The sequence below is a fragment of the Hydrogenibacillus sp. N12 genome, from assembly GCF_019645935.1.
GTDB lineage: Bacteria > Bacillota > Bacilli > Thermicanales > DSM-22653 > Hydrogenibacillus > Hydrogenibacillus schlegelii.
Window position 1 is genome coordinate 521,208 of record NZ_CP080953.1, and the last position, 22,387, is coordinate 543,594.

Here is a 22,387-nt window from a genome sequence, read left to right on the forward strand (position 1 = left end):
GGGTTTCGTTCGTCCGAGCGGGATGCGGTTCGGTCGGCGCCGGGATCGAAAGATGTCGGGCTCGGCGGATGACGCGATCGTCGGGCGCCGGGCTCGGCGGTTTTGAACGGTCGCGGCGCTCCGGGCGCAAGACGGGGCAAGCGGGGAGGGAGAGCCCCATGGAAAACAGGCACTACGCCACGCTGGCGGTGCACGCCGGCCTTCCGGACGACCCCCACGGCGCCATCGGCGTGCCGATCTATGCGACGGCCGCCTTCGGCTTTGCCTCCCTCGACGAAGGGGCGGAGCGGTTTCGAACGGGCCAGGGGTACACGTACAGCCGGATCCACAACCCGACCGTCGCCGCCCTTGAGGAACGCCTTCGGGCGCTGGAGGGGGCCGACCGGGCGATCGCCTTCGCCTCGGGCCAGGCGGCGACGGCGGCGGCGCTTTTGGCCCTCCTCCGGGCCGGCGACGAGCTCGTCGCCGGGCGCGGCCTGTTCGGCCAGACGCTCGGCCTTTTCCATCAGGTGTTCGCGCCCCTCGGCATCCGGGTGCATCTCGTTCCGCCGGAGCGGGAGGCGGTCGCGGCGGCGCTCAGCGCGCGGACGCGGGCGATTTTCGTCGAGACGCTCGCCAACCCGGCCCTCGAGCTCCCGGACTTTGAGGGGCTCGCGGAGGTCGCGGAAGCGCATCGCGTGCCCCTCGTCGTCGACAACACGTTCGGGGCGGTCGGCGCCGTCGTCCGGCCGCTCGAGCTCGGGGCCCACGTCGTCGTCGAAAGCCTCACCAAATGGGCCTCCGGCCACGGGACGGTCCTCGGCGGCGCCGTTCTCGTCCGGCGCGCCGACCTCTGGCAGGACGTGCCGGCGCTCCGGGAGGCCGGAGCGGGCGGCCGCGCATCGGGGGACGTCTCCGGCGAGGAGGCGTATGCGGCCCGGGTCCGGCAGCTCGGGCTTTCGCTTCTCGGGATGACGCTTTCGCCGTATCACGCCCATACGCTCTTCTACGGTCTCGAGACGCTCTGGCTCCGGATCGAGCGGGCGAGCCGGACCGCGGCCGAGCTTGCGGTTTACCTCCGGACGCTTCCGGGCGTCCGGGCCGTCCGCTACCCGGGGCTTCCGGACGACCCGGCCCACGGGCGGGCGCGGCGGTACATGCGGACGTTTGGGACGATGCTTACGGTGGACGTCGAGGGCGGGCTCGAAGGCGCCCGGGCGGTGCTTCGGCGCTGCCCGCTCAAGATGGCCGCCAATCTGGGGGACGCCCGGACGATCGTCGTCCACCCGTGGACGACGACCCACAGCCGCCTGCCGGAAGAGGAGCGGCTCCGGGCCGGCGTGACGCCGGGGCTTTTGCGCTTCTCGGTCGGGCTTGAAGATCCGGACGACCTCAAAGCGGCGCTTTACGGGTGTTTCACCGCCGCCGGGGAGCGATAAAGGAGGCGGCAGCGGCTTCTCGGCGCCCCGGCTTCTCGGCGCCCGACCCAATGGCCCGGCGTTTGGCCTGCCCTCCCCCCCTTGACCCTGGACCTAGGTCCAGGGTTTATGCTTTGGATGGACCGAGTGCCGAAAGGCTGCCGGAAGCCGGAAGAAAGAAGGGATCGATCATGGGGCGGGATGCGGTGTTTCGCCTCGCGGTTCGGGGGATGTCGCGCAAAGGGGGCGAAAGGGCCGTCGTTCGGACGCTTGAAGCGGCGGAGGCCCGGGAGATCGCCGTCGACGTTCGCCTCGGCGAGGTGCGGTTTGCGCTCCCGGACGGCGGGTCGCTGGCGGGGGTTCGTTCGGCCGTCCGGGCGGCCGGATATACGCCGGGGGAGGCGGTCCGCCGGACGGCGGAAGCCGGCGAACGACCGGCGTCGCCGGAGGTCGAAGGCGGGTTTCGGCCGGCGAACGAAGGCGGCGGTTCGGTTCCGGCAAACGTGGACGGCCCTCCGGCGCTCCGGCCTGAGTCCCGGCGGGCCCGTCCGCCGAAACGCGATCCGGACGCCTTCGACCTCGTCATCGTCGGCTCCGGGGCCGCGGCGTTTGCCGCCGGCATCGAGGCCGTCCGCCGCGGAGCGCGGGTGGCGATGGTCGAACGGGGCGTCGTCGGCGGGACGTGCGTGAATGTCGGCTGCATCCCGTCGAAGATGCTCCTTCGGGCGGGGACGGTGCGGGACCGGGCCCAGCACCCGCCTTACGACGGCCTCGGGACGTCTGCCGGGGCCGTCGACCTGCCGCGGCTCATCGCGGCGAAGGACGCCCTCGTCGCCGAACTCCGCCGGGACAAATACGAGCGGCTCATTGACCACTACGGTTTTACCCTCCTTCGGGGCGAAGGGCGGTTTCGGGACGCGGCGACGCTCGAAGTCGACGGGCGGCCGGTCCGGGGCCGGGCCTATGTCGTCGCCACGGGACGCCGTCCGGCGGTGCCGGAGATCCCGGGGCTTGCGGCCGTCGACTTTTTGACCAGCGAGACGCTCCTTTCGCTCCGGCACCCGCCGGAGCACCTCATCGTCATCGGCAGCGGGATGATCGCTCTCGAGCTCGGCCTCACCGTCCGCCTGCTCGGGGCCCGCGTGACGGTCCTCGGCCGGGGGCCGCGGCTCCTTCCGGCCGAGGAGCCGGAGGCGTCGGCGGCGCTCCTTCGCGCTCTTGAGCAAAAAGGCATCGCCTTTTTGCTCGGCGCCCGGATCGGGCGTGTGGAGGAGGCCGCCGGCCGGACGCGGGTGCTCGGGGAAAAAGACGGACAGCCCTTCGCCGTCGAGGGGGACGCCCTCCTCGTCGCCACCGGCCGCCGGCCGAACACCGAGGCGCTTTCTCTCGAGCGGGCCGGCGTCGCCGTCGGATCCCGGGGGGAGATCGTCGTCGATGCCCGCCTCCGGACGAGCGCGCCGCACATTTATGCGGCCGGCGACGTGACGGGACTGCCGCCGTTCGTCTACGTCGCCGCCCACGCCGGGGCGGTGGCGGCGGAAAACGCCCTCGGCGGCGAGCGAACGGCGGTGCTCGAGGCGGTGCCGCGGGTGCTCTTTACGTCGCCGGCGCTGGCCCGGGTGGGGCTCACGGAGGCGGAGGCCCGCCGGATGGGGCGGGCCGTGCGGACGGCGACGCTCGACCTCGGGCAGGTGCCGCGGGCGATCGTCGGCCGCGAGACGGACGGCGTCTTCAAACTCGTCGTCGACGCGCCGACGGGCCGTCTTCTCGGCGCCTCCGTCGTCGCCGAGGACGCCGGAGAAGTGATCGCCGCCGCGACGCTGGCCGTTCGGGCCGGGCTTACGGTCCGGGACCTTCGCGAGACGCTTTTTCCGTATCTCACGATGGCCGAAGGGCTCAAGCTCGCCGCCCTCGCCTTCGACGTCGACGTGCGCCGGCTTTCGTGCTGCGCCGGTTGAGGCCCGACGGCGGGCCCGCTCCCGGCTTTTTCCGAAACGAACGTTTGACAGGCCTCTTCGAAATCGATACAATCAAAACCCGGCGGCCGGACGGGCGCCCAGCATCGTACGGAAAGGAGCGGTGCCGGTGCAGCGTTCCGAAGCACGGCTTGCCGCCCGCCGGATCGAGGAACGCCTGCTTTGGGCGCTCCAGCACGGGGAGCGCTCGTACTGGGGCGTCCTCCGGGACGGCGAGGCGCAGGCGGATGCCGTCGTAGGGGCGCTTCGCGCGCTCCTGGACGCCGGGGAAGTGGCGACGAAGGAGGACCGGTTCGTGCTCACCGAGGCCGGTCGGGCGCGGCTTTCAGCCCTCGCCCTCGATCGGCTGGTCGATCCCGGGTGCGAGGCGTGCGGCGGACGGGGGATGCGCCTGAAGCCGCCGTTTGACGGGGTGCTTCAGGCGTTTCGCGAACGGCTCAAGCGGCGGCCAAAAGCGGCGCCGGAGTTCGACCAGGGCGTCGTCACGCCGGAGACGGCCGTCCTCAGGCTTTCGCTCCTCGCCCGGCGGGGGGACCTGGCGGGGCGGGACCTTCTCCTCCTCGGCGACGATGACCTGATGAGCCTCGCCGCCGCCCTTTCGGGCTTTCCGCGGCGGGTTCACGTCCTGGACGTCGATGCGCGGGTCGTCGCGTTCATCCGGGAGGTCGCCCGGGAGGAAGGCTGGGATCACGTCTCGGCCGAGGTGTACGACGTTCGGGAGCCGCTGCCGGCGGCGCTTCGGGGGGCGTTTGACGTCTTTTTCACCGATCCGGTGGAGACGCTCCCGGGGATTCTCCTCTTTTTGAGCCGGGCGACGGAAGCGCTTCGAGAAGGCGGCGCCGGCTATTTCGGACTTTCCTACCTCGAGGCGTCGTGGTCGAAGTGGCGGGACATCCAGCGGGGCATCCTCGAGATGGGGTATGCCATCACCGACGCGCTGCCGGCGTATCAGGATTACGAGCTCGAGGACATCGTCGCCCTCGGCTATCCGGTCGCTCAGGCAGCGCCGGTCGCCGTTCGGGAGCCGGATGTCCCGTTTTACCGGAGCACCGTCTTCCGCCTGGTGCTTGTCGCCTCGCGGGCGCCGCGGTACACCGGGCGGGTCGAGCTGGACCGCGACCTCTACTACGACGACGAGGCGAGCGTGACGCTGCCGCGGTAGGCGCTTCGGGACCGGGCGGCGTAAAAGCGCGTCGCCGGAAGGCGCGCCGATCCTTGCCGACCGTGCCGATCCTTCCGGGCCGATCGACCGGAGCGCGGACCCCGGAGGTCGGCCGGGCCGGCGCCGGCGACCGGGGCCGGTTGGGGCGGCGAGGGCGGTGAAAAAGCGGCGGGGCTCGAAGGGGGATCCTTCGAGCCCCGCTTTGCGTTTCGGCTTCGGCCCGGCGTTTCGGCTCGGGGCCGAGGTCTCATTCCTGAATCGCTCCGGCGTCTGGAGCCGATGGCGCCCCGGTTCCGATGCGGTGTCGGCTTCCGGGAGCGCCGAAATGGCGCTTCGCCGGCGAGGACGCGATCGCCGTTCGCACGGCAGAACGTCCGGCGCGGCGTTCGTGTTGGGCGACGGCATGGCCGGATCGGCCGGGTGACGGTCGAACGGGGCCTTTTCGGGGCGGCCTACGGCCGGAGGGTCTCGATCAGGCGGCCGACGCCTTCTTCCAGCACCGGCCGAGCGGTGGCGACGTTGAGGCGGATGTGGCCGGCACCGCCGGGACCGAATTCGCCGCCGAAGTTCACGCCGACCCGGGCCCGGTCGACGATGCGCCGCCGGAGCTCTTTTTCGTCGTACGGGAGGGCGGAGAGGTCCATCCAGACCAGGGTCGTCCCTTCCGGGGGCATGACGCGGACTTCCGGGAGCGCCCGGGCGAAGGCATCCCGGACGAAGGCGATGTTTTCCCGGATGACGGCGAGGACCGCTTCGAGCCACCCCTCGCCGTGGCGGTAGGCCGCTTCCAGGGCGGTGATGCCGAGGGCGTTCGGCAGGTGCAGGTGAAGCCGCTCGAGGGCCGTCCGCAGGGCCGTGCGAAGTTCCGGATTCAAAACGACGGCGTAGGCGATGCGGAGTCCGGGGAGGTTGAACGTCTTCCCCGGCGACCAGAAGGCGACGGTCCGCCCGGCGGCTTCCGGCAGGGCGGCGAGCGAGGTGAAGGTCGCCGGCGGATGGGTGAGATCGGCGTGAATTTCGTCGCTCAGAAGGACGGCGCCGGAGCGTTCGGCGAGGTCGGCGACGGCGGCGAGCTCGTCCCGGGTGAAGACCCGGCCGCCGGGGTTGTGGGGGTGGCAGAGGAGGATCGCCCGGGCGCCGGTCTCATCGAGGGCCGACCGGAGGGCGTCGACGTCGATCCGGTAGCGGGGGGCCTCCGCCGGCCCGTCCTTGAGGAGGGGCACGTCGACCGGCCTCCGCCGGGCGGCCTCGATCGCCCGGTAAAAGGGGCCGTAGACCGGCGGGAAGACGACGACCGGCGTGCCGGGGGGCGTGAGCGCTTCGATGGCGAGGGCGATCGCCGGGATGACGCCGGGGGCGAAAAGGAGCGCCTTCTCGTCGACCGCCCAGCCGTGCCGGCGAAGGAGCCAGTCGACGACCGCCCGGGTGGCGCCGTCGCCGACGTACGTATAGCCGAACAGGCCTTCCTCGACCCGCCGGCGGAGCGCTTCGACGACGGCCGCCGGCGCCGGAAAGTCCATGTCGGCGACCGAGAGGGCGATCCAGCCCTCCGGCGGCGGGGTCCCCGGCGGGAGAAGGTGCCGCTCCCACTTGATCGAGGCGGTGTGCCGCCGGTCGACGGGGTGGTTGCGGAGGGCGCGATAGAGGGAAAGATCGACGTGCGGCGGATGAACGCTTTCGGAGGAGCGGGGGTCGCTCGGGGACAACGGCGTCGCTCCTTTCTCCGTTCCCGTTTCTTTGCTTCGTTCGCGTTTCGAGATATGATGGTAAGGAAACAAATCTGCGCCAGCGCGGGAGGTCGAAGCGGTGCACATCGAAGCGTTGGACGGCCGGCTCCTCGAGACGCCGGCAGACGGCCTCGTCGTCGCCGTCTCGGAAGCCGGGGTGGACGAAGCGGGGCTTTTGCCGCGGCTCAACGATGTTCTCGGCGGGGCGCTCGCCGAAGAGTGGGCCGCCGGGCGCCTCGGCGGCAAGCGGAATCGGACGCTGGTGCTTCACACCCTCGGGCGGCTTCCGGCCCGGTACGTCGTGTTCGTCGGCGTCGGTCGCCGGGACGCCCTTCAGGCGAACGGCATCCGGGAGGCGGTCGCCGAGGCGATGCAGGCGGCCCGGCGCCACCGGCTTTCCGATCTTCTCCTCTGCTACGGGTCGTTTGCCGCGCCGGGGGTGACCCCGGAACGGGCGGGACAGATGATCGCCGAAGGGGCGCTGCTTTCGACGTACCGCTTCCCCGGGTACCGCTCGGCGGAGGAGGAACCGGACGTCCGCATCGAGCGGCTCCGGGTGGCGATGCCGCCGGAGGTCCGAGGCGCGGTCGAAGCGGGCTGGGCCGTCGGCCGGGCGACGGCCGAAGGGACGAACCTCGCCCGGACGCTCACGAACACGCCGGCCAATAAGCTCACGCCGGAGGTGCTGGCGAAAGAAGCCCTGGCCGTCGCCACCCGCTACGGGATGGAGGCGTGGGCCCTCGACCGGGCGGACATGGAGCGGCTCGGCATGGGGGCGCTTCTCGCCGTCGCTCAGGGGAGCGCGAACCCGCCCCGCCTCGTGGTGATGAAATACCAGGGGCTTCCGACGTGGGAGGCGCCCCTTGCCCTCGTCGGCAAAGGGATCACGTTTGACACCGGCGGCATTTCCTTGAAACCGGCGCAAAACATGGAATCGATGATCATGGACATGGGCGGGGCGGCGGCGGTCATCGGCGCGATGGAGGCGATCGGCCGGCTCCGGCCGAAGCTGAACGTCCTCGCCGTGACGCCGCTCGTGGAAAACATGCCCGACGGCCGCGCCTACCGGCCGGGGGACGTCCTCACGTCGATGAGCGGGAAGACGATCGAGGTGATCTCGACCGACGCCGAGGGGCGCCTCATCCTCGCCGACGCCCTCACCTACGCCCGAAAGCTCGGCGCGGCGAAGATCGTCGACCTCGCGACGCTCACCGGGGCGGTCCTCATCGCCCTCGGCACCCAGACGACCGGCGCGATGACGAACGACGCGGCGTTCTGGCGGGAGGTGGAGGCCGCCGCCGAGGCCGCCGGCGAGCGGGTGTGGTTGCTTCCCTCCTTTGACGTCTACCTGGAGCAGATCAAAAGCCCGGTCGCCGATTTGAAAAACTCCGGCGGCCGGAACGCCGGCACGATCACCGCCGGGATGTTCCTCAAGGCGTTCGTCGACGACGTGCCGTGGGTCCACCTCGACATCGCCGGGACGGCGTGGGAGGAGAAAGGGACGGCGCTCGTCCCGAAAGGGGCGAGCGGCGTCATGGTCCGGACCCTCGTCGAGCTCGTCCGCCGGCTGGCGGGAGAGGACGAAAAGGCCGATGCCGGGCGGTAAGCCCTGGCCCGGCGTCCTCCGGGCCGGCTTCCTGGCGGGCGACGTCCTCGCCTTGCCGGGCGGCGCCGCTCTCCCGGCGTTCGCCCTCTGGGACCGGTTCGGGGTGAAGTATGCCGTCGTGACGCTGCTTCTTGCCCTCGTGTTTCGCCTCGGCTTTGAGCGCCCGCTTCCGCCCGGGAAGCGGGTGCTCGTCTACGGGCTCCTCGTCGCCCTTGCCTTTCCGCTCGTCGTGCTGGCGTACGTTTTGCCGATCGCCGAGGCGCTCGGCGCAAGCCTCATCGTCCTCATCGTCTATCGCTGGCGGCGCCGGCGGGAGCGCGCCGGCGCGGCGAAAGGAGGTTCGTAGCAGTTACAAATAACCAACCTGTTATCGACTGAAACTTCCTGTTTTGATACTACAGAGACATGGAACTTCTATCCATCCGCGAAGCGGCGAAAAAGCTCGGCGTGCACCCCAACCGTCTCCGGGAGTGGGAGAAAAAAGGGCTCATCCGCCCGATTCGGCTTCCGAGCGGCCACCGAAGATACCCGACAGAAGAAATCGACCGCATCCTGAAGGCAGGAGGGATGAACGAAACAGAAGCCGATGCGGTCGCTCTCTACGCCCGGATCTCGACGAAAAAAGAGGCCGAAGCGGGAAACCTCTCTCCCGACCGCCTGGCGCGGTTTGGTTTCGACGTTCTGAAGTCCTGCGGCGTAGAAATCGAAGTGATCTCGCCGAAAGAACCGGAAGAGGCGCACGCGGAGCTGGTTCAGGATCTTCTGGCCATCGTCACGTCTTTTTCCGCCCGGATCGACGGCGCCCGAGGGGGCAGGAAAATCCGCCGGGGCTTTCAGGAGCTGATGCGGCGTGTCCGTGAAGAATAGCTTCACGATCATCGGGGAATTCTTCCCCGAAGTTTACCCGGCCTTTCGGTCCGGGAAGTGGGCCCGGGGCGAAGAAGATCCCTTGACCATCGAGATGCGGCTTTTCTCCGCCTGCCTGCGGTGGTCTTACAGGCGGATTTTGAAGGGAGTTTCCCGCACGGAAATCAAAAAGCAAGGCCAGGATCTTTTCGGCCTCAACTCCCGCTACGTCGACGATGCCCGCCTGAAGGCGCAGGGCATGATCGATGCGCAGAAAGAACTTCTGGAGCTTGAGATCGAAACGACCGAAGCGAAGCTTCGGCGGGCGCGAAAGAAACTCGGCTGGGCCATGGAGAAACGGAGCCGGGCCGAGAAGAACGGCCTCTCGAAAGACGAACTCCGGACGCTCGATCGGACCGTCCCGGGAAGGCAGGCGCGCGTCTCGGCACTGGAAAAGCGGCTGAAGGAGTTGAGAGAACACAAAGAAAACGGAACCGTCCCCACGGCGATCTTTGGAGGAAGAAAGCTCTGGCGGAACGTCTGCAAGGGAAAGGCCACCCGGGACGAATGGCGGGCGGCCCGAAAAAATCGGCTTTACGCCCGCGGAGACCGCACCAAAGGCGGCAACCCCAACCTGAAGATCACCTTCGACGGGCATGCATTCCGCATGGCCGTCACGATTTCTCATCTGTCGGAGCCGACCGGTGTGGACGCTCTGGGGCGACCGATCATGCGCCGGGCGCCTCGCGTCCTTGGGCGACTCTGGATTCCCCCAAAGCACCGGGCGCGCCTTCTCGGGTGGCTTGCCGAAAAGCGGCCGTACACCGCGGAACTGATCCGGGGCCCGGACGGACGCTTTCGCGTTCACATCGCGCTGGAACTGGACGATCAACCGGCGCCGGATTTTTCGCGCGGCGCCCTCGCCGTCGATATCAACCCCGACGGCGTGGGGCTCGCCAACGTCTCTTCCTGCGGTCTTCCCGAACCGTGGCCGAAAGGATTCCGGATTCCCCATCCGAAGAACCTGGGCAAATACGACGGGGAGTTTCAAGTCATCCCGTATCCATCGGGTTTTCTGACCATCCGGGTCCCCGAACTCGCCTACGCTTCGGGATTTCGGCGCCGGTATCTCATCGGCGTCCTGGCCAAGGTGGTCGTGGACGTCGCCAAAGCGTTGGGGAAGCCTCTGGCGATGGAAACGCTGAGTTTCGATCAGGGGAGGCTGGACCGGGGAAAAACGTTCAACCGGATGGCCGCCCAGTTTCCCTATGCGATGGTCCTTCAGGCGTTGATGCGGCGGGCGGTCAAAGAGAACGTGGGGTACAAACAAGTCCCGCCCCAGCACACCTCCACCATCGGCCGGCTCAAGTACGAAAAGAAATACGGCGTTCCCGTTCACGGTGCGGCGGCCCTGGTCATCGGCAGGCGGGCCATGGGTTTTAGGGAGCGCATCACGCGCGAGGTTCGGGACTTCGTGCTTCGGGTGAAAGAACGGCGGAAACCGACGGGTGATCTCCGACCGAGGGAAGGAACCGGGATGACCCGGAAGGTCGAAGCCGCGCTTCAGGCGCTGGAGACGAAGCTTCTTCTGCACAACGGGCTTGCCCGCCGGCAGCAGGAAAGTTTCTTCTCCTGCTGGCGCGAACTCAAAACGCTTGCTTTGGCCTTCCGGTAACCCCGTTTCGCCGGGGGTTCGGACAAACCCGGCAGGGCGAATCTGACAGATCGGTGCTTGCGGCGGCGGGTTTCGCCGCCTCTCCCCCGGCCCACTCCGTTCTGCGGGTGCAGCGCACTCCGTCCGGCCGTGCAGACGAGACCGGGGGACGGGGAAGGAAGACCTTCCCGTGAGCACTCCGGGTGGGACGCCCGGGCCCAGACCCCGATTTCCGAAAGGAGGTGAACGCCTGGTTCGGAGGGGTCCCTGCCTGAAATGAAGTTCAGGTAGGTTTTACGAACCAGGCAGTCCCCGTGCGGGCGGAAAAGGCGCTTGAGCACTGGCTGGAGGCGGAGATCCTCGCCCGCGGCCGGCCCCACGATCCGGCGGCCCGGAAGACGGCGGATCTCTTTTATCGCATTTTGCTGGAAGACCATCGCATCGAGGTCGATGCGATCGAAGAGGCGACCGACGAAGCGGCGTACGTCGTCGTCTACCGGCAGGCCGGGGAGCCGAAGCGAGCCGCCTTCGACCGCTACCGCGTCGAAGCGCTCCTTCGGGCCGTCGAGGGCGATCCGAAGTACGGCATCGTCTATCCGGAAGCGGAGGAGCCGGAGGCGGCAGGACCGAAGGCCGGTTCACCGGAGGAGGGAGGCGGCCCGGAAGCGGACGAACGGGGCGCGGCCGATCAGCCGGGCGGCCCTTAGGCCGCGTCCGGCCCACCGGCTCCGTCAGCGGACGAGCCCCCGGTGCTGGTCGATGAGATCGAGCAGGTTGGCGATGTAGGCGCCGATGAGCGGGAGCGAGACGAAGTGCCGGAGCACGAGGAGGACGAGGGCGAAGACGATCGTCGCGCCGAGGGTGATGCCGAGCCCCCGGGTGATGCCGGCGAGGAGGTTCAGCGCGATCACCCGTCGGGGCGAGGTGTAGTGGGTCAAGAGGTCGTAAAATTCCCCCCGGGCGAGCGCCCGGGCGAGGCGGTCGATCGGCCGGAGGGACGTCTCGAGGGTTTCCAGCCGCTCGAGGAGGGCCGTGAGCGCTTCCGTCGATAAGGCCGGCTCGAAGTCGGTCGGGGATCGCCGTCCGAGGTCGTCTCGGGCGGAGCGGTCGGTTCGGGAAGGGCCGTCCGGGCGGGTGCCGCCCGGGGAACGGTCGTCGGGGCGGCGATCGGCCGGCGGCCGGGTCGGTCGGTCCGTGGCGCATCCCTCCCTCGGTTCGATCGGGACTTTTTTCTTCGGGAACATCATACCGCCGCCGGCGAAAAAACAAAACCGGCGCCGGCCGACGCTCCGGTCCGGTGCAAAAGAAATCGCCGGCCGCCCGAAGCCGGGCGCCGGCGAACGAAGAGGATTACGGAGCGGAGGCGGGAGGCGGTGCGGCGGGCGATGGCGCGGGCGAATCCGGGGACGTCGGCAAAGCGGGCGTCCTCGGGGCGGCCGGCGCCTGGGAAGACGGCGCCGGCGTCGCCGGTGCGGTCGGGGCTTTCGGGCCGGCCGGCGCCTCGCCCGGGGCGGATCGGCTCGGGACCGTCCCGCCCGGCGTCGTTCGGACCGGCGCGATCGGCGCCGCGCCGTCTGCCGGTTCGCGGATTTTCGGCCCGCGGGGAAGCTCCGGTGCCAGGCGACCGACGATGTCGGCGAGCTCGTCGAAGACGGCGCCGAGGGGTTCGCCCCGGGCGATTTTGTCCCGCATCGCCTGCAGGCGGGCAAAAAGGTCCGGATCGACGGTCACGATCGCCCGGGCGCCGTACGGGTCGTGTTTCAGGGCTTCGGCGACGGCGTATTTGGTCGTCGTCACCTGGGCGTGGGAAAGATGTTCGTCGACGCCGATGGCGACGACGGCGTACGGGCCGAGGACGACGGCGGTGGCGCGTCGGACGTACGGGTCGGCGAGAGCGAGCTCGACCAGCCGGTCGGCGATTTTCTCGGCTTCGGCCCGGTTTTTCGGGGCTTCGGGCGGCGGTTCGTAGCGGATCGCGTTGGGTACCTTTTCGTGGGGCGGGCGACCGGTCGTTGACGGGGGTGCCGGCGCCTCGCCGGCCGTCCCTCCGGGGGCGGTCCACGGCAAGGCGCAGCCGCCGAGGCCGAGCGCCAGGGCGATGCCGACGATCAGGCGGGCGGTGGCGCGACCCATGACGTCTCCCCTTTCGCCTGGCCGGAAGGCCCGGACCCGCGGCGCGGGACTTCCGACCGAAAACATCCGGTTCGTGCGGTTAGTCTGTCCGGCGCCGGCGGCCCCTATGCCGGCCTGTGGCGCCGGGCGGAAAGGGGAGGAGCGGGTCGGCCTCGGGCGGGGCGGCGACACCGATCGGTATGAAGATCACAAAGGAGGGAACAGGGCGATGACCGGTCGGGCGGCGGCGGATCGGGCGGCGTGTGCGGAACGCCTCCTCCGGCACCTTCGGAACGAAGGCGGGCGAATCGGCTTCGGAGCGTGGATGGCCTTTGCCCTCTACGACCCGGTCTGCGGCTACTACTTCCGGCCCGGGGAGAAGATCGGACGGGCGGGGGATTTTTATACGGCGAGCGCCGTCGGCGACGTCTACGGCGCGTTCTGGGCCCGGGATTTTGCCCGCCGGTTTGAAGCCTGGCGTGAGGCCAGGGCGGGCGGTGAAGGGTTCCCGGCGATCGTCGAGCTCGGCGCCGGCGACGGCCGGTTTGCCGCTCAGGTCCTGGACCGGCTGGCCGCCGAGCGGCCGGAGGTGTACGGCCGGCTCCGCTACGTCGCGGTCGAAGCGTCTCCGTGGCACCGGGAGGGCCTTTTTCTGCGGACGAAGAACCACCGGCCGCTTCTTCACCTCGTCCCGACGCCGGAGGCGCTTCTTTCGGGCGATGCCCTCGCCGGCGCCGGACCGGTGATCGTCTTTGCCAATGAATTTTACGACGCCTTTCCCGTCGAGCGGCTGAAGAAGGCGCCGGACGGCCGGCTGTTCTGGCAGGTCGTGCGGGAGGAAGCCGGCCGGCCGGTCCTCGCCTGGGCGGACGACGTGCCGGCGGAGGCCCGGGCGTACGCCGAGCGGTTTGGCGGTGCGTTTTCGCCGGAGCACGTGTTTGAAGCGCCCCTTGAGGGCCTGCGGCTGTACCGGCGGCTTGCGGAGGCCTTTCCCGGGGCGACGTTCATCACCGTCGATTACGGCCTTCCGTTTGCCGAGCTGGCGGCGCCGCACCGGCGGGAAGGGACGGTGGTGGGCTTTTGGCGGCACAGGCTCCGGGATGACTGGTTTGAGCGGCCCGGTGAGATGGACCTCACGGCGCAGGTGCCGGTCGAGGCGTATCGGAGCGAGGGGGAGGCGGCCGGCCTGGCGACGGAAGCCCTGCTCCCGCAGGGGGAGTACCTCGTCGCCCGGGGGATTTTCGACTTTTTGCAGCCTGTGGCGGGGACGCCGGCGGAGCGGGATCCGTTTCACCCGATCGCCCGCCGGAACCGGGCCGTCCGGGCGCTCATCCTTCCCGACGGCTTCGGCCAGGCGTTTTTCGTCCTCGTGCAGCGGCGGCCCTGACGGCGGCGCTTTTTCCCACCCTGGACCCGGCACTTTTTTCGCGGTTTTGGATTTGCCGCGGCGCATAGCGACCGGCGCATCGGCGCACGCTAAGACGGCCAACCCGATTTTTGGCAAAGGGGGAGACGCATGCGGCGATCGTGGCGCCGGCTCCTCGCTTCGGTTCTGGCGGCGCTCTTTTCGGTGACGTTCGGCCTCGGAGTCGTCCTGGCCGCCCTCCCGGCCGGCGGCGCCCAGGCGGCGCCGACGCCGGAGCTCGACGTGAAAAGCGAGGTGCGGTACGGCAAGGTGTACCTCGAGTTTCGCTGCCGGCATTTTCGCCTCGCCGCTCCGGACCCGACGGCGCCGAAGCGCTACGGCGAAGGCTATATCGTCCTCACCGTCGACGGGCGGGAAGTGGCCCGGCTCGACCGGCGGGTGTTCGTCGTCGAGGGGCTCAAGCCGGGAGCGCACGCGTTCCGGGCGGAACTCGTGCACCGGGACGGGTCGCCGTACGGCGTCGTCCGGGAGTGGACGGTCGCGGTGCCGTAAGGGACCGCGGCCGGGCGGGGCGATCGGCCGGCCGGGTCTGCCCTCCTGGTGGAAGGTGGAAGCCGCGGCCCCGCGGCCGCCCAAAAAACGGCGCTTCACCACGTGCGAAGCGGTGGAGCGCCGTTTTTCGTCTGCGTCAGGAGTTCGATGAACGGTCCGGTGTAGGCGATCAGGATGAGGGCGACGGCGATGGCCACCCAGAGGCCCCACCGCTCAAGGATCGGCGGCGGTGGGGGCGCCTTTTTTCGGACGTCTCCGATCGGAAAGTCGACGATCGCTTCGGCGCGGGGGGCGTAGAGGAAGAGGTAGGCGACGACCGCCAGGTAGACGAGGGCGCCGAGGAAGAGGAGGACGGCGCCGCCGGCGAGGAGCGCCCGCCAGGGGGCCCACCGCTCGACGATGGCGGCTCCGGCGTATGTGGCAAAGGCCGTGCGCCGCGGCTCGCCGAGGACGCCGAGGACGTGCATCGCCGTCGACATGAGGAGCATGCCCGTGCTCCAGAGGAGGACGGCGGCGATGCCGACCCGATTGGCCCCGGAGGTGTACGCCCGACCGGTGAGGGCAGGGACGGCCCAGAAGGTGATGGCAAAATACGTCAGGACGACCGTCGTGGCGAGGGTCAGGTGAAAGTGGCCGGGGAGCCAGAGGGTGTTGTGGACGACCGCGTTCAGCTGGTAGCTGGCGTTGATGATGCCGCCGGCGCCGCCGGGGATGAAGAGCAGCATGCCGGCGACCGGCGCGAGGAAGCGGGCGTCCTGCCAGGGAAGCTTCCGGATCCAGGCGAACGGCCGCGTCGCGCCCATGCCGCGGCCCGCCGCCTCAAACGTCGCCAGAACGGTAAAGACGGTGAGAAGCGTCGGAATGACGACGAAGAAGGTCAGGGTCGCCTGGACAAATTTCCAGATCGGCGCGATGCCGGGGTCGCCGAACTGGTGGTGCAGCCCGACGGGAATCGAGTAGAGGATGAAGAGGAGGAACGTCAGCCGCGGGAAGAGATGGCTGAAAATCTCCCCGCCGATCATCCGGGGAAGGTTGACGTACCAGTAGATGTACGCCGGAAGGAGCCAGAAGTAGACGACCGGGTGTCCGAAAAACCAGAAAAACGTTCGGGCGGCGCCGACGTGGATCCTGGGGACCCAGCCGAGCGACCACGGGATGAGCTGGACCACGAGCTCGACGAGGACGCCGAGGGTGGCGATGAGCCACATGATGTACGTCGCCACGGCCATGTAGGCGAAAAGCGGCGAAGGCTCACCGGGATGGGCGCTTTTCCAGCGCCGGTACGCTGAAAAGAGGCTCACCCCAGGCAGCCAGCTGCCGAAGAGGACGAACAGGATGCCGAAGTAAAACGTCGGGTGCGCGTGCATCGGCGGGTAAAACGTGTAAAGCACCGTCGCCCGGTTGGACAGGATGGCGAAGACGCCGAGGGCCGTCCCGGCGAGCATGAGGATGAAACCGGCCCAGGCGAAGCGGCGTTCCAGCGGGGTGAAAGACCCGCCGGTCGTTTTCGCCGTGCCGAGAAGGAGAAAACCGACGATGGTGAAGGTCGTAAAGACGTAGGCGAGGGCGACGCCGTGCAAGGTGAGGAGCTGATAGTAGCCGATCGTCGACGGAAGGACGAGAAAGCCCGTCCGGGAAAGCCCCTGCAGAAGCCCGGCGATGATGCCGAGGAAAAAGGCGAGGTGGGCGACGATGAAGTGGGCGAGGAAAAGCCGCCGCTCTTCGGCGGGAAAAACGTGGCCGGCGGTTCGGATCACCGACCCGCCGGGGCCGTGCTCGACGCGGACCATGCCGGTTCGCCTCCTTCGGCCACGACGGTCCATCGGCCCATCATCAGGTGATGGCCGATGCCGCAATATTCGTTACAAAGGAGGAGATACTCTCCGGGCCGCTTAAAGGTGGTGGCATACGTGGTCACCTGGCCCGGGATGAGCATGAGGTTGACGTTGGTTCCGGGGATGGAAACCCCGTGGATGACGTCGGCGCTCGTCATGACGAACTCGATCCGAGCCCCTGCCGGGAGGACGAGGTGATCGGGGTTGAACGTAAAGACCCGGGCCACGACGACTGCCCGGTAGGCGTCGGGCCCGATCCGATAGAGCCCCGGTCGATCGAACGGCGGCGTCTCGTCGACCCGCGTCGGGTCGATCGTCTGCCGGCCGTCGGCCGTGTGCAAGTCCATGCCGAACGCCATGACGCCGATGGTGACGAGAAACGTCGCCATCGTCCCGAGGCTCACCTTCATCCAGAGCGCCTCGAGCTTGGGCCAGTCCAGGCGAAACACCGGGGCCTTCCCCCTCCGGACGAAATGCGCTAAAGTAAAAGCGGAAAAGGACCGATCCGACGCTGGGGCGGGCGGCGTTTAGAGCCGGAGGAGAAAAACGATGAAGATCGTAAGCCACATCGCGAGGATGAGCCCGCCGAAGAAAAGGGAGAGGCGAAACGTGTCCCGGAAGTCCGGCTCTCTTTCTTGCGCCTCTTCTTGGGCGGGCCGATCCGGCGCGGCGTCCGACCGGTTCGTCCCCGCCGCGGGAGGATTTGAAGCGGTCGGATCCGAGACGGGATTCGCCCTCGCCCAGGCGGCCTGAAGCCGCGCTTCCGAGCGCGGTGCGGAGGCTCCGACCGCCGAGGGCGGGACGGGGCGGGAGTCCTGGGCCATCCCCTCCATCGCAGGCCTCCTTTCTCCGGCGATCATCGGGGTCCCACCGGCCAGCCTCGGCCCTTGCCGGTGATCTTCCGGGCCTGCTCCGACGATCCTCCGGGTTTTGGCACACTCTGGAACACGCGATCGACCCTTAGCTTGGCCGAAGCGGCGGGCGTTTATACCTTAATCTTCATGTGCCAATCTTCACACGCCGGACGGTGCCCGTCGGACGGCGCCGATCCTTCAGAGGGTGATCCTTCGACGGCAGAGGTCGACCTTCCGGCGGGGGACGTTTCACCGGACCGACATGACCGTCTGGCGGCGACGGGCCGCCGGGCGATGCCGTTTTTCCTTAGGACGAAACGTGGAGGCGGGAGGGATGAGCGGGTGGATCGCCGATTCCGTCGTCGCCCCGCACCGGGCGCCTGGGCGCCCGTTCGCCGGGTGGCGGCTTTGCTCCTCTTCTTCTTCGTCGGGGGATGGGCCCTTGGGCCGGGGGCTTTGGGCTTCGGTGCCGGATCTGTCCGGGCCGAGGACGGCCGCCCGGCGGCGGACGGGGGCCGGGAGCGGCCGGTCGTCGTCCTCGGGGCGGATCTTGCGCCGGCGGATCGGCAGGCGGTGCTCGAGCGCCTGGGCGCCGGGCCGGACGATCGAAGGCTCACCGTGACGAATGCGGAGGAGCGGGCGCTTCTTGCCGGGCGCTTTCCGCCGTCCGTCATCGGCACCCGGGCCATCTCGTCCGTCCGGGTGGTTCCGCGGGAAGCGGGGGCGGGGCTTTCCCTCGAGCTCATCAACATCACCGGCGTGGCGCCGGAGATCTACCGGCAGGCGCTTCTTACGGCCGGCGTCCGGGACGCGTCCGTCCGCATCGTCGCCCCGTACCCCGTATCCGGCACGGCGGCCCTCGTCGGGCTGTTCAAGGCGTACGAAGCGGCCGAAGGCGCCGGGCTCTCGCCGGAGCGGAAGGCGGCCGCCCTGGACGAGTTTGCCGTCGCGGAGCGCCTCGGAGAACATCACGATCCCAAGCAGGTGGCGGCGCTCCTCGGCGCCCTGAAGGAAGCGCTCGCCGCCGGGGGGCTCCGCACGCCGGCGGAGATCGAGGCGGCGGTGAAGCAGGAGGCGGCCCGGCTCGGCCTGGAGCTCACGGACGCCGATCTGGCCGCCGTGCGGGATCTCGTCGAGCGCCTCCGGGCGGTGAACATCGACTGGGATCGGCTGAAGGCCGAACTTCGGGCGGTCACCGAGGCGACCCGCGCCTGGCTCGACGAGCCGGCGACCCAGTCGCTCCTCGCGAAGGTCGGCAGTTTCTTAAAAAGCCTCTGGCAGGCGCTCGGCGGCCTTTGGGACCGCTGGCTGAACGCGCCGCCGGCGTCCGCCTGATCGCGCCGCCCGGTCGTTTTTCTTTGCCCTTCGGGACCGGGTCTTTCCGGCCCTGGGTCCGAAACGTTTTCCTTGATCCCGGCGCCCGAGACGGCTTATAATGAAAAGAAAGTGCAAAGGAGGGCGGTCCATGGACTACGGCGCGCTGGCCGACCTCCTGGACGACCTCCTGAAGGCGTTGGAAGAAAGCGTCCTCGCTGAGGAATACCGTCGGGCCAAGGCGCTCCTCAGGGCGGACGCCGAGGCCCGGCGGTTGATCGAGGATTTTGTCGCTGCAAAAGAACAATACGAAACGGCGGCCCGTTACGGACGCTATCATCCCGATTACGGCCGTCTCCGGCGGGACGTCTATGCCAAAAAGGTCCGCATGGAGCTTCATCCGACGGTCGCCCGCTTTCGCGCCGCCGAGGAGGCGCTGGATGATCTCTTGCACGAAATCGCCCGGCTGATCGCCGGAAGCGTCTCGCCGGCGGTCAAAGCGCCCGGCCGGGAGCGGTTTTTCTTCACCGCCGGCGAGGCCCTCGCCGGAGCGGGCGGCGGCTGCGGCGGGGGAGGCGCCTGCTCGTGCCGCTAGCGTCCTCGTGTCGCCGGCGACTGGTTCGGTCCGCCGGGCGCCTTCGTCCCGCGGGGCGGCCTGAAGCCGAAAGGGGATGGAAAGGACGATCGCGATGGAAGAGCAGGTGGCCCTGGCCGTTTGGCTGGATCACCCCCGTTCGGCCCGCCACCTTCGCCGCTACGGCCTCGTTCATTATGTCTCGGAACGGTTCCGGTACGCCGTCGTCTACGTCGAGCGCCGTCGGGCGCCGGCGGTGATCCGGGCCCTTCGGGCGAGCCGGTTCGTCGTCCGGGTTGAACCGTCGCCGTACCGGGAGGCGGTGGAGGCGATCGTCAACCTGAACGGGGAGGCCAGAGATCCCGCAGCCGATGAGGCGTGACGCCGCCGGCCGCCCCGATCGGGCTTTCGGCCGGGCAGGGATCGGCTTTTCGTCGCGGGGCTTCAGGTTTCCGACCGAACGGGCTTCGGCTTCCGGACGAGGCGCCTCGGCCTCCGGCCGGAGGGGCTTCGGCGCGAAGCCCGGCGGCCGAGCGGCCGGCGGCGAAGTTTCCCGCCCGGGCGATTCCGACGATCGCCCGGGGTTTTTCGTGCGGGCGGTCCGTTTTTGGGGGCGGGTCGTCCGGGCGGATCTCCGGGCGCCGGCCGGTTCGCGCCGGGACTTCGTACGCTTCGTGCGAACGGTCCGACGGGGCGGCTGGTCCGAAGGGCGCGAGCGGGCCGCCGACCGGACGATCTGAAACGGGCGTCCATCCCTTGAAAAATTTCGCGAAGCGAAATATAATGCTTCCAGAAAGGGATGAACGCCGATGGACGTCTGGAAGCGGAATCTCGCGGTGCTCTGGCTGGCCCAGTTTCTCGTCATGGCGGCCATGAACCAGATCATGCCCTTTTTGCCGTTTCTTCTCACCCGAGAGCTCGGTCTGAGCGATGCGCGGGACGTGCACGTTTGGACCGGCCTTATTTTTGGCGTCAACTTCCTGCCGGCGCTCCTCGTGGCGCCGCTTTGGGGAAACCTCGCCGACCGCTACGGGCGGAAACTCATGATCCTTCGCTCCGGGTTCGGCATGGCGATCGCCAACGGCCTCATGGGGTTTGTCCAGACGCCGGAGCAGCTCCTTTTGCTCCGGTTTTTGAACGGCATGATCTCCGGCTTTATCCCGGCGTCGATCGCCCTCGTTTCGACGAACACCCCCCGGGAGCGGGTCGGCACCGCCCTCGGCGTGCTCCAGTCCGGCGGCGTCGCCGGCACGATTCTCGGTCCGGCCTTGGGCGGGCTCCTGGCGGACCGGATCGGCTTTCGGGCGCTCTTTTGGGTGACGGGCGGGGCGCTTTTGTTCGCGACGCTGATCGTCCTCTTTTTTGTCCGGGAGACGAACCGCCCGTCGCCGGCGGCCAGGCCGGCGGGGGGCGGGTTTCGCCGGGACGCCGCCCGCATCCTCTCGACCCGGCCGCTTCCGGCGCTCTTTGCTTCGAGCCTCTTCGTCCAGTTCGCCCTCGTCGCCCTGATGCCGGTCCTCGCCCTCTACACGGAGACCCTCCTCGGGCGGGAGGAGGGGGCGGCGTTCTGGGCCGGCGTCGTCATGGGCATGACCGGTGTGGCGAACATGCTCGCCTCGCCCCTGCTCGGCCGGTTGGCGGACCGGTTCGGCGGCGAGCGGGTGCTCGTCGGCAGCCTCGTCGCCGGAAGCGCCTTTATGTTTTTGCATGCCCTGGTCGGAAATGTCGGCGGCCTCATGGTCGCCCGCTTCCTTTTCGGCCTGGCCGCCGGCGGCCTTATGCCGTCGATCAACGCCCTCATCCGGGAAAAGGCTCCGGCGGGGATGGAGAGCCGGACGTACGGGCTGGCGAACAGCGCGACGTTCTTCGGCAACATGGTCGGCCCGATCGTCGGCGGCGCCGTGTCGGGACTTTTCGGCATGCGGGCGGTGTTCGTCTTTTCCGGGGCGGTGCTTTTGGCCGACGCGGCGCTGGCCTGGCGGGAGATCGTGCCGGCTTATCGCCGGAAGGCGGCACCCCCGCCGGCCGACCGCGGCGAGGCGCCGGCGGCTGTCAAGCCTCCGGCCGGCTTCGGCGCCACCGCCCCGCGGCGGCCGTCAGAGCGGTGACGGCGAGGACGAGGCCGCTCGCGAGGATGAGGAGCGCCCCGGCGACGGCGAGGCGTTCTCCGGCGGCGAGGGCGACCGCCGGGGGCGGCAGGGGCGGCGCCACGGCAAAAATGGCCGGCGCCGGTGCGGCGAGATCCGGGTTAAGGTGGGCCCAGAAGCGCCAGGCGAGGCGGAAGACGGCGGCCGCCAGCACGGCGTGAAGGATTCGGGCGAGGAAAAAGGGCCGGAAGCGGAGGTCCGAGCGGGCGATGAGGGCGCCCACCTGCGCCTGCACCGATCCTCCCGCCCAGGCGAGGATCGCCGAAACCGCCTGAAGGCGCACCTCCGGCGGAACCGCGGCCGCCGCCGCCGCTTCGGCGCCGAGGGTCACCTCAAAGAGCCCCCGGGCGAGGGCCGGGGCGACGGCTTCCGGCAGGCCGAGGAGGCTCCCGGCGAAGGCGGCGACGCCGACGAGGGCGGCCATCCCCCCCGCCGTTTCCAGCAGGGCCATCAAGACGGAAAAAAAGATGAGGAGTCCGCCGATGAGGAACGTCGTCGCCAGCGCCCCTTCGACGCCGTCGGAAAGGAGCCGGCCGAAGGGCCGGCCGTCGGCCCGGCGGGCGTCGTCCATCGCCTGAAAGGCCCGGGCGATGAGCTCGCCCGGCGTTCGCGGCGCAGCCGACGGGACGCGCTCGTCCCGCCGATCGCCGTAGAAGCGAAACAAAATCCCAAGGGCGATCGCCGTTCCGTAGTGGACCGAGGCGAGGACGGCGGCGTAGGCCGGGGCGTGGAAAAAGCCGACGGCGACGGCGGCGGTGAGGAAAACCGGGTCGGCGGTCGTGGCAAAGGCGACGAGCCGCTCCCCCTCGGTTCGGGTGAGCGCGCCGGCCTCCCGCATGCGGACGGCGAGGCGGGCCGTCATCGGATAGCCGGAGGCGAGGCCGACGGTGAGGGCAAAGCTTGCCGGACCCGGCAGGCGGAAGAGGGGGCGCATGATCGGCTGCAGCATCACGCCAAAAAAGTGGGGAATCCCGAGGCCGAGGCTGAGCTCGGCGAGGATCAAAAACGGCAGCGTCGCCGGGAAGACGACCGTGCCCCAGATTTCCGCTCCGCGGCGGGCGGCGTGAAAGACGACGCCGGGGTGTGCCAGGAAGGCGGCGATGGCGCCTGTGACGGCGGCGACGACGGCGGCGTTTCGGATCGAACGTGCGTGCATCCCCTGGCCTCCGTTTCACCCCCATGTATACCGCCCGTCCGCTCGGGATAGACCGGGATGGAGGCGGCGGCGTTTGTGCTACAATGAGGCAAGAAAGGCAAAAGGGCGG

The 22,387-nt window shown here is 69.4% G+C and carries 21 protein-coding genes; 14 read left to right on the forward strand and 7 right to left on the reverse strand.

Features of this window, described 5'->3' with window-relative positions; all coding sequences use genetic code 11:
• Positions 1-158 precede the first annotated feature (158 nt).
• From K2M58_RS02470 to K2M58_RS02480, 3 genes are all read left to right on the forward strand, one after another.
• Entirely contained in the window at positions 159-1,418 is a 1,260-nt protein-coding gene (locus tag K2M58_RS02470) for an aminotransferase class I/II-fold pyridoxal phosphate-dependent enzyme (protein ID WP_220678139.1), read from the forward strand.
• Between the two features lie 170 nt (positions 1,419-1,588).
• Positions 1,589-3,355, forward strand: a complete 1,767-nt coding sequence (merA, locus tag K2M58_RS02475; RefSeq protein WP_220678140.1) for a mercury(II) reductase — start codon at positions 1,589-1,591, stop codon at positions 3,353-3,355.
• Positions 3,356-3,482: 127 nt separating this feature from the next.
• Positions 3,483-4,535, forward strand: coding sequence for a bis-aminopropyl spermidine synthase family protein (locus K2M58_RS02480; protein ID WP_220678141.1), 1,053 nt, complete (start codon positions 3,483-3,485; stop codon positions 4,533-4,535).
• A 452-nt stretch (positions 4,536-4,987) separates the two neighbouring features.
• Here the strand turns inward: K2M58_RS02480 and K2M58_RS02485 are convergent, their stop codons facing one another.
• Positions 4,988-6,241, reverse strand: coding sequence for a MalY/PatB family protein (locus tag K2M58_RS02485; protein ID WP_220678142.1), 1,254 nt, complete (start codon positions 6,239-6,241; stop codon positions 4,988-4,990).
• Positions 6,242-6,341: 100 nt separating this feature from the next.
• On the opposite strand from K2M58_RS02485, the gene K2M58_RS02490 reads away from it, so the two are divergent.
• The 5 genes from K2M58_RS02490 (at position 6,342) to K2M58_RS02510 (ending at position 11,075) form a co-directional block, all read left to right on the forward strand.
• A complete protein-coding gene (locus K2M58_RS02490) occupies positions 6,342-7,868 on the forward strand; it encodes a leucyl aminopeptidase (RefSeq protein ID WP_220678143.1) in 1,527 nt (508 codons plus the stop codon).
• The gene (locus tag K2M58_RS02495) at positions 7,855-8,214 is read left to right on the forward strand and encodes a YlaH-like family protein (protein ID WP_220678144.1); all 360 of its coding nucleotides are present in this window, start codon (positions 7,855-7,857) and stop codon (positions 8,212-8,214) included. The genes K2M58_RS02490 and K2M58_RS02495 overlap by 14 nt, the downstream gene beginning before the upstream one ends.
• A gap of 59 nt (positions 8,215-8,273) precedes the next feature.
• Positions 8,274-8,735: a MerR family DNA-binding transcriptional regulator gene (locus tag K2M58_RS02500; RefSeq protein WP_220678145.1), complete on the forward strand. Its 462-nt coding sequence runs from the start codon at positions 8,274-8,276 to the stop codon at positions 8,733-8,735.
• Positions 8,719-10,389 carry a transposase gene (locus tag K2M58_RS02505; protein WP_252393508.1) on the forward strand — a complete coding sequence of 557 codons (1,671 nt, stop codon included), beginning with the start codon at positions 8,719-8,721 and terminating at the stop codon, positions 10,387-10,389. Before K2M58_RS02500 ends, K2M58_RS02505 begins: the two co-directional genes overlap by 17 nt.
• Before the next feature lie 293 nt (positions 10,390-10,682).
• Positions 10,683-11,075 carry a hypothetical protein gene (locus K2M58_RS02510; RefSeq protein WP_220678146.1) on the forward strand — a complete coding sequence of 131 codons (393 nt, stop codon included), beginning with the start codon at positions 10,683-10,685 and terminating at the stop codon, positions 11,073-11,075.
• Positions 11,076-11,099: 24 nt separating this feature from the next.
• Here K2M58_RS02510 and K2M58_RS02515 read toward each other — a convergent pair whose 3' ends face one another.
• Positions 11,100-11,612 (reverse strand): DUF5665 domain-containing protein, encoded by a 513-nt coding sequence (locus tag K2M58_RS02515; protein WP_220678147.1) that lies wholly within the window; start codon positions 11,610-11,612, stop codon positions 11,100-11,102.
• A 106-nt stretch (positions 11,613-11,718) separates the two neighbouring features.
• The gene (locus K2M58_RS02520; protein ID WP_220678148.1) at positions 11,719-12,501 is read right to left on the reverse strand and encodes a YhcN/YlaJ family sporulation lipoprotein; all 783 of its coding nucleotides are present in this window, start codon (positions 12,499-12,501) and stop codon (positions 11,719-11,721) included.
• 208 nt (positions 12,502-12,709) lie between these two features.
• Here K2M58_RS02520 and K2M58_RS02525 point away from each other — a divergent pair, with 208 nt between their 5' ends.
• Positions 12,710-13,867 carry an SAM-dependent methyltransferase gene (locus K2M58_RS02525; protein WP_220678149.1) on the forward strand — a complete coding sequence of 386 codons (1,158 nt, stop codon included), beginning with the start codon at positions 12,710-12,712 and terminating at the stop codon, positions 13,865-13,867.
• Positions 13,868-13,996: 129 nt separating this feature from the next.
• Positions 13,997-14,398 carry a hypothetical protein gene (locus tag K2M58_RS02530; protein ID WP_220678150.1) on the forward strand — a complete coding sequence of 134 codons (402 nt, stop codon included), beginning with the start codon at positions 13,997-13,999 and terminating at the stop codon, positions 14,396-14,398.
• Positions 14,399-14,493: 95 nt separating this feature from the next.
• Here the strand turns inward: K2M58_RS02530 and K2M58_RS02535 are convergent, their stop codons facing one another.
• The 3 genes from K2M58_RS02535 to K2M58_RS02545 form a co-directional block, all read right to left on the reverse strand.
• Positions 14,494-16,188, reverse strand: a complete 1,695-nt coding sequence (locus K2M58_RS02535) for a cbb3-type cytochrome c oxidase subunit I (protein ID WP_220678151.1) — start codon at positions 16,186-16,188, stop codon at positions 14,494-14,496.
• Positions 16,152-16,682 (reverse strand): cytochrome c oxidase subunit II, encoded by a 531-nt coding sequence (locus K2M58_RS02540; protein ID WP_252393509.1) that lies wholly within the window; start codon positions 16,680-16,682, stop codon positions 16,152-16,154. Before K2M58_RS02540 ends, K2M58_RS02535 begins: the two co-directional genes overlap by 37 nt.
• Positions 16,683-16,760: 78 nt before the next feature.
• Positions 16,761-17,066, reverse strand: a complete 306-nt coding sequence (locus K2M58_RS02545) for a hypothetical protein (protein ID WP_220678152.1) — start codon at positions 17,064-17,066, stop codon at positions 16,761-16,763.
• 363 nt (positions 17,067-17,429) lie between these two features.
• Between K2M58_RS02545 and K2M58_RS02550 the strand changes: the two genes are divergently transcribed.
• From K2M58_RS02550 to K2M58_RS02565, 4 genes are all read left to right on the forward strand, one after another.
• Positions 17,430-18,422, forward strand: a complete 993-nt coding sequence (locus K2M58_RS02550; protein WP_220678153.1) for a DUF1002 domain-containing protein — start codon at positions 17,430-17,432, stop codon at positions 18,420-18,422.
• A 130-nt stretch (positions 18,423-18,552) separates the two neighbouring features.
• Positions 18,553-18,996 carry a YlbF/YmcA family competence regulator gene (locus K2M58_RS02555; RefSeq protein WP_220678154.1) on the forward strand — a complete coding sequence of 148 codons (444 nt, stop codon included), beginning with the start codon at positions 18,553-18,555 and terminating at the stop codon, positions 18,994-18,996.
• Positions 18,997-19,072: 76 nt separating this feature from the next.
• Positions 19,073-19,357 carry a DUF2129 domain-containing protein gene (locus K2M58_RS02560; protein ID WP_252393510.1) on the forward strand — a complete coding sequence of 95 codons (285 nt, stop codon included), beginning with the start codon at positions 19,073-19,075 and terminating at the stop codon, positions 19,355-19,357.
• Between the two features lie 427 nt (positions 19,358-19,784).
• Positions 19,785-21,083 carry an MFS transporter gene (locus K2M58_RS02565; RefSeq protein WP_220678155.1) on the forward strand — a complete coding sequence of 433 codons (1,299 nt, stop codon included), beginning with the start codon at positions 19,785-19,787 and terminating at the stop codon, positions 21,081-21,083.
• On the opposite strand, the gene K2M58_RS02570 is transcribed toward K2M58_RS02565, so the two are convergent.
• Entirely contained in the window at positions 21,028-22,278 is a 1,251-nt protein-coding gene (locus K2M58_RS02570) for a nucleoside recognition domain-containing protein (RefSeq protein ID WP_220678156.1), read from the reverse strand. The two genes, K2M58_RS02565 and K2M58_RS02570, sit on opposite strands and share 56 nt — an antisense overlap.
• Positions 22,279-22,387: the final 109 nt, after the last annotated feature.